Below are 10,000 nucleotides of genomic sequence, written 5' to 3'. Positions count from 1 at the left end.
GGTAATGCCCTCGGGCGTGACGCGAAAGGCGTGGGCCAGAAATTCAACCCCGGCCGCGCGCGCCGCTGCATAGGCCCGGCCGAAGACCGGGTCGAGGTCACGAGCCACATCAAAACGAAACACATCGTCGCGCTGTACGCAAAAGACCACCACGGCGCGCGCGCCAGCCTCTACGCGCCCGATCAGTTCCATGAGATGTTTGGCGCCGCGTTCGGTCACGCTGTCGGGAAACTCCGCCAGTCCGGGAACGCGGCTATAATGGACGTTCTTGATTTCAACCCACGCCTCTGCCTGCTGAGTGTGTCCTTGCAACAGCCAGTCGATGCGCGAATTGTGCCCATAGCGCACCTCCGGACGCTGGCTGGCATAGCCGCGCAGTTCCGGCACCTGCTGATCCCTTATCAGGTCGCCGATCAGGCGGTTGGGCCACTGCGTATTCACCCCGACCCAGGTATCACCTTCGCGCAGAGCCTCCAGCCGCCAGCGCAGCTTTTTCGCCGGGTCACTTATTTCGGTCAAAAGCGCAGGTGTGCCCGGTCTCAGTAGCCCCAGCATCTTGCCGGGATTGGGACAATGGCTTACGACGGTTGCACCCGTATCCAGTTCGACATCGGCGAAGAATCGCTTGTATCTCGTTACCAGACGGCCTTGAGTAAATCTGTGCGCGAATGGCATGAGCGATTCCGGGGGCTAGAGCGAAATGACTTTGGGTGGAAACGCCATTTCGCTCTAAATTTTTGTTTTGTCGCGATGTTTTTGCGGAAAACCGCTCACACTTTTCCGCACATCGCTCTAATGTTCAGGGTCGTGATAAGGAGCCTGCCTCATGACGGTCAATACAGAAAATCCCACCGCCGCCGTTATCATTATCGGCGATGAAATCCTGTCGGGCCGCACACAGGACACCAATGTCAATACGCTGGCCAAATTCCTGGGCGCGTTGGGCATCGACCTGATCGAGGTGCGCATGATCCACGACGATGCGCCGCAGATTGTGCGGACGCTCAACGAACTGCGTAGCGCTGTGGATTACGTCTTTACCACCGGCGGCATCGGGCCGACTCACGATGATATCACCGCCGACTGCGTGGCACAGGCCTTTGGGGTGACGATTGCCGAGCGTGAGGACGCGCTGAAAATCCTGCTGGATCGCTATGGTGGTGACGCGCGCCTTCTTAACGTCAATAGCCGCCGCATGGCGCGTATTCCGGAGGGGGCGTCGCTGATCCTTAATCCGGTGTCCGGTGCGCCGGGTTTCCAGATCGAAAACGTCTTCGTTATGGCGGGGGTGCCGCGCATCATGGCCGGTATGCTCAATGACGTGGCCCCGCGCCTGCGTCAGGGCGAACAGGTGCAGGCGCGCACGGTCAAGGCGACCTTTGTTCCCGAAAGTCTGGCGGCGGACATTCTCAGCGCGCTCGATAAGCACTATCCCGATCTGTCGCTGGGTTCCTATCCCTTCGGCATCTTCCCCGATGAGTTTGGTACGCAACTCGTCATCCGGGGGCGCAATCGCGAGGCCCTTGATGAGGCGTTTCAGGCCTTGCTCGACGACCTGCCCGCCGTGGTCGAAAAGGCCCGCGAACGCTTCCCCGACGCCCGTTTTGAAGAACTCGTTACTCAGGATTGATCATGAAACTCAAGGCCCTTCTTCTCGTCACCGCCGCGCTGGGTTGCGTGACCACCCCGGCCCTCGCCAAGCCGAAGGCCAAGCCCGCTGCCCCGGTTGCGGCCGTGGCCGAAGCGCCCGAAATCACCGCTGCGCGCCTGCGTGACGCGGCCCTGCAATCGAACGGGGCCTATGAGTTCGTCACGCAACTGACGACGCGCTTCGGCGCGCGTCCGGCAGGCTCGGAGTCCGAGCGTAAAGCCGCCGAATGGTCGGCGGCCGAGCTGAAAAAAATGGGCTTTGAGAATGTCCGCATCGAAACCTTCCCGCTGGTCATCTGGCAACGCGGGGCCGAAAGCCTCGAAATCACCGGTCCCTTCGCGCAGAAGATGGTGGTGACGGCGCTGGGCGGCTCAGGCGCGACGCCAGCCGAGGGGGTAGAGGGCGAGGCGGCCCTGTTTGAAACCTACGCTGAGTTCATCGATTCCAAGGCCGACCTGACCGGCAAGATCGTCGTCATTCTGCAACCCACCGTGCGCACTCAAACGGGGCAGGGCTATGGCGTCAATTCCGGCTCGGTGCGCCGAAGTGGACCGGAAGAGGCCAAGAAGCGCGGTGCCGTCGGGTATGTCATGCGTTCGCTGGGCACCGAGGATCATCGCTTCGCCCACACCGGTGCCACGCGCTTTACCGGGGTAGATGGCCTGCCGGCTCTGGCCATGTCGCCGCCGGATGCCGAACAGTTCGAGCGTCTGCTGAAGTTGCAACGCGCGGGGGAAGCCGGTCCGCTGCGCCTCAAAATGCTATCCACTCCCACGGTGCGCACAGGCGGTCAGTCACAAAACGTAATCGCTGAGATCAAGGGGGCCAAGCGTCCGGAAGAGATTATCACCATCGGGGGACACCTCGATAGCTGGGATCTCGGCACCGGAGCGATCGACGACGGGGCCGGGGTTGCCATTACCATGGCCACGGCCAAGCTGATGATTGATCACAAGCTGCGTCCGGAACGCACGGTGCGCGTGGTCTTCTGGGGCTCCGAAGAGGTGTCACAGCCGGGGGATCTGGGTCTGTCCGGGGCGGTGGCCTATGCCAAATCATCCGAAACGGACAAGCACATCGCCGCCGCCGAGTCCGATTTCGGAGCGGACGTGGTCTATTCACTGGCCCTGCCCAAGAGTGACGCACCCGATTTCAACAAGACGCTGGGTAAGGTGCTCTATCCGCTCAGCATCTTCATCGAGCGTGATCCGGCAACGGGCGGCGGCCCGGACACCAGCCCGCTGAACGCGAAGGGTGTGCCGATCTTCGACCTGCAACAGAACGGCACGGACTATTTCGATGTCCACCACACAGCGGACGATACACTTGACCGCATCGACCCGAAGAAGATGAGCCAAAACGTCGCCGCCTGGGCTGCAACGGTGTGGATGATCGCCAATACCAGCGTCACCTTCCAGCCGACCAATGGTAAGTAACGTAAAAGCAGGGCGGAAAACCGTTTACAGTTTTCCGCCCCTTGCTATAAGGGCCGACCGGTTTGCGGGCATGGCGGAATCGGTAGACGCAACGGACTTAAAATCCGTCGGAGCAATCCATGCCGGTTCGAGTCCGGCTGCCCGTACCAAGCCCTTGCGGCGGTGATTTTCAATCCTTCAAAAAAAGCGGATGAGTTGAACCCTCTTTAACGCAGTGGATTATTGCGCCATGACATCTGTCGGTTCAGAATAGCGTTTAAATACGGAGTTTAGCCTTGTCGGAAGCGCACCCTGTCGATGTTCATGTCGGCACAATCATCCGCAATCGCCGCAAACAATTGAAAATGAGTCAGCAAGACCTGGCCAACGCGATTGGTGTCACCTTTCAACAGGTACAGAAGTATGAGCGTGGATCAAACCGCATCAGCGCGTCGAAGCTTTATCAGGTGTCACAGGTATTAAACATGCCCGTCGCCCATGCCTTTGAAGGGCTGGATTTGCAAAGTAAGGCGGCCTTCAGTGACACAGAAAACACAGTGTCCGTCTTTCTGATTTCGGCAGAGGGCGTTGAGATGGCAAAATACTTCGCCAAACTTTCGCCCATCCGTCGGCGCGGTGTCCTGACACTTGTCAAATCCATCCTCGCGGAAGACGACAAATAGCGGCAGCCTCTGTCCAGGTTCATTGCCCGATGTCGAATTACCGTGCAATATGCTCGGGCTGTTGCGGGGACAGACTAATGACCGAAATCAAAGCGGGGCTCAACTCATTGACGCCGCGCCAGAAAGAAATCTTGCGCCTCATAGCGAGAGGGTTTCAGGCAAAGGAAATTGCCAGGGAACTGGGTATAGCCGAAGGCACAGTACGCACCCACATGGAGGAGGCGCGGGCTCGCCTTGTTGTGGCCAGTACCCGTGAAGCGGCCCGCTTACTGAGCGCTGCAGAAGGCCTCCGTAATAATGACAGACGGCAGACATTGCAGATAGCGCCGGCGGCAACAGACACGCCATCCTCATCGGGCATTCCCACCTATGAGGCGACCCATGCAGAACAGGCAGTCAATCACAATACACTTCACCGATCTGCAAATGGCTCTGGAACGGCTGATGCCGCATCAGCGCGCGACGGAGATAGAAACCCTGGTCATGCAGGTGAAGCTCGAAGCCTCGACGGTCAGCGACAAAGCGGCCCTGCTGACGCTTCTGTGCGGCGTAGCTTTTCTCAACGATACATCGCCCTCATTGGTGGATTGAATGCCCTCAGCGTCATCCAGTGGTTTGCGCTGATTGTACTGGGCGCAGTCGTGGCCGTTTTGCTTTTCGGCGGTCTCATGATTGGCCTTTTCGGTATGCTTCAAGCCGTTCAACAAATTCGCCGCTAGCCCGGAAGCACTGGCTGGTGGTCCAGCCATGAAAGATCTATCCATGAAACGTTCTGTTGCTGTTCAAACCGGTGCCGATCAATTATTTGTCGTTGAGGCCAAGATCGACGATACTCTGGCCGAAGCCGCCGCTCTGATGACGACTCTCTCACGTCTGCGCATCGACGGGCGTTTCTCCGCCGTGCTGGGTCAGGACGCTATTGTGGCCGTGGGTCGTGTCGTCAGCACCCTGACCGAGGCCCGCGGTGCATTGGTTGAAGCTCATCATCACCTCGATACGGTGAAAACGCAGGTCGGCTGTGGTGCAATGGCCATTGGCGATCTGCAAAACAAACCTGAGAAAAAAGAAGACGATCGGATGCTGCGCCATACGAACAACGGAACTGAAGCCGCGTGATTAGTCTGTGGTCGATGAGCGGAACCGTATTCGCCGTGATTTTTGGCGTCTATATGCTTTTCCGCGCGACCGTATTGGAAAAATGGGGCGTGGCGGCTATTCTTTTTGGATGGTTCGCCACGCCCTTTGTTCAGCAGGGCTATGAGTTGGGCGTACTGGGTAAGCTGCTGGATGTCTTTGTGCTGGTGGTATTACTTGGCGTGTCCGTCAAGGTGCGGCGTGTTTGGACGCTGCTTGTCTGTTCGTTTCAACTGGCCACTACCTTGTCGCATGCGGTGGTGGCGCTGGCGAACTGGAACTCATCTGAAAATATTGGATACTGGGCCTATTTCACCACCATGGGCCTGTTAGGTGGCAAAGGGATCGCACTGGCGATGGGTATAGGGGCGTGGGAAGCGGCCTTCTGGCGCAAACAACCGCTTACCTCCGCCATAACGATTTGATAACGCGCGGACCTACGCGGCCGGCGACAGATGGCGCTGTGACTTCACCGCCTGCTCGGCGATGGGCTGCATGATGCGTCCCAGACCATCGACATAGAGGCCATAGAGGCGGGCAAAGCCCCCCATATGCTCCTGAAGCGTTTCAACCGTGGCGCTCTGAAGATTGACCATGTCCTGCACGGTACGCACGCCCATGGCCTGACGTGACAGGCGGTCATAGTGCGAGATCGACTGATTGCCCAGTTCGGTTATGGCCTGATTGAGTTCTGACATCAGGTCGGCCGTCTGATGGCCGGCGGTGACGCAGGCCTTGAGCGCTTCGTTGCCCATTTCGACGCCGCGTTGTCCAAGGCGTTGGGTTTCAGCGTGGGTGCGGTTCAGTGCGTCCTGACCGATGGCCATGCCACGCTCAGTGGACTCCTTCACGGCATCCTGTGTGCGGTGCAGGGCGTCGGAGGCGGCAGAGGTGGCGGATTGTGCCGCACCGCTCAGCGTGTCAACGGCCTTTTCGACGGGTTTTTCAGGCGAGTTTTGCGGGGTTTTCAGCGGGTCCATAGTCGCATCCTTTCAGTCGGCTACGTGCGGGCATAGCCAGAGGGGAGAAGGGCAGGGGGTGAGCCGGTGAGGCGGCCTCTGTATAGCCCTTTGTCCGTAAGGATGTTGCGGTGCTTCCCGCGATGAGGGGTAAGGATTGCCTAAGGTTTAGCCGCGCCGTCCATAAGCCGCGTAAAAGGCGGCAACGGCGGCCTCGACCTCGGCTTCGATTTCGGCCTCGTCCGGTTCGGGGAGGTAGTTGAGGAAACGCGCCTTCTGATAACGGCTCTGGCACAGGGCGATGAACTGATGCGCCGCGCGTAAGGTATCGTCGATGACGAACTCGCCGGCCTGGGCCGCCTTGGCCAGAAAGTTGGCGACATTGCGCGCCCCGCGCAACGGGCCGTTTTCGTAAAAGGCCCGGCCTATGTCGGGCCAGCGTTCGGAAACTGCCATGATGACGCGGTAATTGCGCATGGTCGAGTCGGAGGTCACAATGCGTAAATATTGCTTGGCCCAGCGGCGCAGGGCTTCGCGATAGCCGCCGCCATCGACCTCAAACGAGTCAATCAGCCGCGCATGGATGGCGCAGTGGCGATCCACGAAGGCCTCGAACAGTTCCTCCTTGCTCTTGAAGTAGTTATAAAGCGTGCCCTTTGAGCCGCCCAGCTTCGCGGCGATGGCCGACATCGACGCAGCGTCAAACCCTTCTTCGAGGAAAATCCGGCTGGCCACATCCAGTATGGCTTCACGACGGGCGTCCTTGTCGGGACGAGATTTTAACTCTTGCATCTTAGCCTCGGTGTGGCGTGCAATCATTTGCAGACGTTGCGACGGACCACGTTTTGAATATGTGTCGTTGATACATCAGCCTTTTGCAGTGCGCAAAAAATTACTGACCGTACCGTACGGTTTGATTGACAATATAGCGATCGCGGCGTATAGGCGCAACAGATAAATGACCGTACCGTACGGTTCGCGAAACTGAGGGCGTACCTGATGTTTGTATTTAAACGACCCGCAATGGGTTTGCTTATGGGCGTTTCGGCCTTGGCGCTTACCGCCTGCGCCGCGCTGCCCAAGGCTGAGCCCGTTTCCCCGATTCCGACCGCCAGTGCTGTGCCTCAGGACATGCTGATCGGTCGCTGGTGGGAGGGCTATAAGGACGCGCAACTGACCGATCTGGTCCAAACGGCCCTGCGCGACTCCCCCAGTCTGACCGCTGCCGCCGGGCGGCTTCTGAAGGCCCGCGCGCTCGAAGATACCCAGAAGGCGACGCTTTATCCCACGGCTACAGCCCTTGGGGCCTCCCTGCAGATGGGCGGCAAAAATCCTGCAATCGATTCACTGACGCTCGGCGGCATCAATTTCGGCTGGGAGCTGGATTTCTGGGGCAAGAACCGCGCCGGGGTAAAGGCGGCGGTGTCGGCCGCCGAGGCCGTCCGCGCCGACGGACAGCAGGCCGTGCTGGTCCTTTCGACCTCTCTGGTCAGTGCCTGGTTCGAGCTGGGCCATATGTATAAAGACCTTGATGTCGCCGAACGCAATCTGGCCATCCGCACAGACACCCAGTCTCTGGTCGCGCAAAAGGTCGAGGGCGGTCTGCGCCCGCGCGCCGAGCTGGAACAGGCCCGCGCCAATGTCGCCAACAGCAAGGGCGAGGTGGCGGCTCTGAACGAGCGCATCCTGATCCAGCGTCACCTGATCGCGGCGCTGGCCGGTCAGGCCCCGGCCTTTGGTGAAGCCCTGCCGAGACCCGTCCTGCCCGATACGCACGATTTCAAGGCCCCAACGCGCATTGATCTGGAGCTGGTTGCCCGCCGTCCGGACGTGGCCGCTGCGCGGGCGCGGGCCGAACAGGCCGTACACGGCACTGAGCGCGCCAAGGCGTCCTTCTATCCCAATGTCAACCTGATGGCCTTTGCGGGCAAGGTGTTCCTCAACGACCTGTCCGGGTCGGGCATGGACGCCATCAATGCCGGCCCGGTGATCAGCCTGCCCCTGTTTGAGGGGGGCAAGCTGCGCGCCAATCTGCGCGGAGCCGAAGCCGATCAGTCGGTCGCTCTGGCCAGCTATCATCAGTCCGTCATCAACGCCATGCAGGAGGTCGCCGATACCGGTGCCAGCCAGACAGCGCTGAGCGAGCGGCTGAGCCTCTCCAATCAAGCCCTCGCTGCCAGCGAGGAGGCCTATCGCATGGCCCGTCTGCGCTACGAGGCAGGCCTCAGCGATTACGCCAGCCTGCTGGTTATCGAACAAAATCTCCTGTCGCAGCGGACCGCCAATACGGCCCTGCAAAGCCGCGCCCTGACCCTCGAAGTCGCTATGGTCAAAGCGCTTGGCGGTTCCTACTGAATTCCACGCTGAAGAAAAAGTGACGCACCATGTCCGATACTGAAAACACCCCGCCCGTTACGCCGGCTCAGACGTCCCCCGCCAAATCCAATGATCGCCGTCGTCAGCTCCTGACCGGTCTGGCCGCCGTCGTGGCCGTAGGCGTGCTGGGCTATGGCGCCTATTACATCTTGGTCGCCTCGCACTATGTTTCGACCGACAACGCCTATGTCGGGGCTGAAACGGCGCAGGTCAACGCGCTGGTCGGCGGGCCGGTGGCCCGCATCCTCGTCAAGGAAACCCAGACGGTGAAGGCCGGTGACGTGCTGCTGGTCATCGACGATGCCGATGCCAAGATCGCCGTTGAGTCCGCGCGCGCCGCTCTGGCCACCGCCGAACGCCGCGTCATGGGCTACTACGCCAACGACAAGGCGCTGGGCGGTCAGATGGGGGCCCGCGAAGCCGACATCGTGCGCGCCGACGCCGGGATCAAGGCCGCTGAGGCCGAGGTGAACCGCACCAAATTCGAGTTCGAACGCCGCAAGAACCTCGCCACCAGCGGGGCGGTGTCTCAGGAAGAGGTCGTGGCGACCGAAAGCGCCTATGCCGCGGCCATCGCCAACCTCAATGCTGCCCGGGCTGCCCGCATTCAGGCGCAGGCCGCGCTGGCTGCGGCCGAAGGCAACCGTCAGAGCAATGCGACGCTGATCGCGGGTGTTAAGCCGGGTGAAAACCCGGAAATCATGGCGGCGCGTGCGCGTCTCGCCTCGGCGGAACTGGCGCTGGAACGCACCGTTGTGCGCGCGCCCGTCGCCGGTGTCGTTACCCGCAAGTCGGTGCAGGTCGGCCAGCAGGTGCAGATGGGTTCGCCGCTGATGTCGGTGGTGCCGATTTCGCAGGCCTATGTCGATGCCAACTTCAAGGAAGTGCAGCTCAAGAAAGTGCAGCCGGGTCAGGAGGTTGAACTGACCTCCGATCTGTACGGCGAAGGTGTCAAGTACAAGGGCAAGGTCGTCGGCGTGTCCGGCGGTACGGGCTCGGCCTTTTCGCTGATCCCGGCGCAAAACGCTTCGGGCAACTGGATCAAGGTCGTGCAGCGTCTGCCGGTACGCATCCAGATCGACGAAAAGGACCTTAAAGAGCACCCGCTGCGCGTTGGTCTGTCGATGAAGGCCAAAATCGACGTATCGAAGTAAGGCCTGCCGTACATAACCGCCTTCCGGCTAGGCCGGTATCCCCCTGATTTCAGGGGAGTTGAACTTTATGGAGCGCCTTATGGCCTCATCTTCTTCCTCTGCCGGACCCGCGCCGCTGACCGGCGTGTCACTGGCTCTCGCCGCCGTGGCGCTGGCGCTCGGCACCTTCATGCAGGTGCTCGACTCGACCATCGCCAATGTCGCCCTGCCGACCATCGCCGGTAATCTCGGCGTCGCCTCCGATCAGGGGACGTGGGTCATCACCTCTTTCGCCGTCGCCAACGGCATCTCGGTGCCTCTGACCGGCTGGCTGATGATGCGCTTTGGCGTGGTGCGCACCTTTGTCGTCTCGGTGGCCCTGTTTACGCTGGCCTCGTTCCTGTGCGGTATCGCGTGGAACCTGCCGTCGCTGATCCTGTTCCGCATCCTGCAAGGGGCGGTGTCAGGCCCGATGATTCCGGGCTCTCAGGCCCTGCTGATCATGATCTTCCCGCCTGATAAACGCTCCACCGCGCTGGGGGTGTGGTCGATGACCACGCTGGTCGCGCCGGTGCTGGGGCCCATTCTGGGCGGCTGGATTTCGGATAATTTTGCCTGGGAATGGATATTCCTGATCAATGTGCCGGTG

The 10,000-nt window shown here is 60.5% G+C and carries 12 protein-coding genes and 1 tRNA gene; 10 read left to right on the top strand and 3 right to left on the bottom strand.

The features are described 5' to 3' along the window. Positions 1-675: DNA/RNA nuclease SfsA (sfsA, locus tag LDL37_RS12220; protein ID WP_290798665.1), on the bottom strand; the 675-nt coding region annotated here is incomplete at its 3' end. Between the two features lie 151 nt (positions 676-826). Here sfsA and LDL37_RS12215 point away from each other — a divergent pair. The 7 genes from LDL37_RS12215 to LDL37_RS12185 all read left to right on the top strand — a co-directional run bounded on the left by LDL37_RS12215 (position 827) and on the right by LDL37_RS12185 (position 5,308). Next, the gene (locus LDL37_RS12215; RefSeq protein WP_290798663.1) at positions 827-1,630 is read left to right on the top strand and encodes a molybdopterin-binding protein; all 804 of its coding nucleotides are present in this window, start codon (positions 827-829) and stop codon (positions 1,628-1,630) included. 2 nt (positions 1,631-1,632) lie between these two features. Continuing rightward, positions 1,633-3,087 (top strand): M20/M25/M40 family metallo-hydrolase, encoded by a 1,455-nt coding sequence (locus tag LDL37_RS12210; RefSeq protein WP_290798660.1) that lies wholly within the window; start codon positions 1,633-1,635, stop codon positions 3,085-3,087. Positions 3,088-3,151: 64 nt separating this feature from the next. Beyond that, positions 3,152-3,236: transfer RNA gene (locus LDL37_RS12205), tRNA-Leu, on the top strand. A gap of 126 nt (positions 3,237-3,362) precedes the next feature. Continuing rightward, positions 3,363-3,749 (top strand): helix-turn-helix transcriptional regulator, encoded by a 387-nt coding sequence (locus tag LDL37_RS12200; protein ID WP_290798658.1) that lies wholly within the window; start codon positions 3,363-3,365, stop codon positions 3,747-3,749. 77 nt (positions 3,750-3,826) lie between these two features. Next, positions 3,827-4,468 (top strand): helix-turn-helix transcriptional regulator, encoded by a 642-nt coding sequence (locus LDL37_RS12195; RefSeq protein WP_290798656.1) that lies wholly within the window; start codon positions 3,827-3,829, stop codon positions 4,466-4,468. Between the two features lie 43 nt (positions 4,469-4,511). Beyond that, positions 4,512-4,865 (top strand): hypothetical protein, encoded by a 354-nt coding sequence (locus LDL37_RS12190; RefSeq protein ID WP_290798654.1) that lies wholly within the window; start codon positions 4,512-4,514, stop codon positions 4,863-4,865. Next, the gene (locus LDL37_RS12185; protein WP_290798652.1) at positions 4,862-5,308 is read left to right on the top strand and encodes a hypothetical protein; all 447 of its coding nucleotides are present in this window, start codon (positions 4,862-4,864) and stop codon (positions 5,306-5,308) included. The genes LDL37_RS12190 and LDL37_RS12185 overlap by 4 nt, the downstream gene beginning before the upstream one ends. A gap of 12 nt (positions 5,309-5,320) precedes the next feature. On the opposite strand, the gene LDL37_RS12180 is transcribed toward LDL37_RS12185, so the two are convergent. Further along, complete coding sequence (locus LDL37_RS12180; protein WP_290798650.1) at positions 5,321-5,863, bottom strand: phasin family protein; 543 nt, start codon at positions 5,861-5,863, stop codon at positions 5,321-5,323. 147 nt (positions 5,864-6,010) lie between these two features. Beyond that, a complete protein-coding gene (locus tag LDL37_RS12175) occupies positions 6,011-6,634 on the bottom strand; it encodes a TetR/AcrR family transcriptional regulator (RefSeq protein ID WP_290798648.1) in 624 nt (207 codons plus the stop codon). Between the two features lie 231 nt (positions 6,635-6,865). Between LDL37_RS12175 and LDL37_RS12170 the strand changes: the two genes are divergently transcribed. From LDL37_RS12170 to LDL37_RS12160, 3 genes are all read left to right on the top strand, one after another. After that, on the top strand, positions 6,866-8,197 hold the full coding sequence (locus LDL37_RS12170) for an efflux transporter outer membrane subunit (protein WP_290798646.1): 1,332 nt from the start codon (positions 6,866-6,868) through the stop codon (positions 8,195-8,197). A gap of 29 nt (positions 8,198-8,226) precedes the next feature. Continuing rightward, the gene (locus LDL37_RS12165) at positions 8,227-9,372 is read left to right on the top strand and encodes an HlyD family efflux transporter periplasmic adaptor subunit (protein ID WP_290798644.1); all 1,146 of its coding nucleotides are present in this window, start codon (positions 8,227-8,229) and stop codon (positions 9,370-9,372) included. A 79-nt stretch (positions 9,373-9,451) separates the two neighbouring features. Next, the coding region (locus LDL37_RS12160; protein WP_290798642.1) for a DHA2 family efflux MFS transporter permease subunit at positions 9,452-10,000 on the top strand (549 nt) is incomplete at its 3' end.

This window comes from Asticcacaulis sp., from assembly GCF_020217185.1.
Lineage (GTDB): Bacteria > Pseudomonadota > Alphaproteobacteria > Caulobacterales > Caulobacteraceae > Asticcacaulis.
The sequence above is the reverse complement of the archived record's forward strand: the minus strand, read 5'-3'. Positions and strand labels throughout refer to the sequence as shown.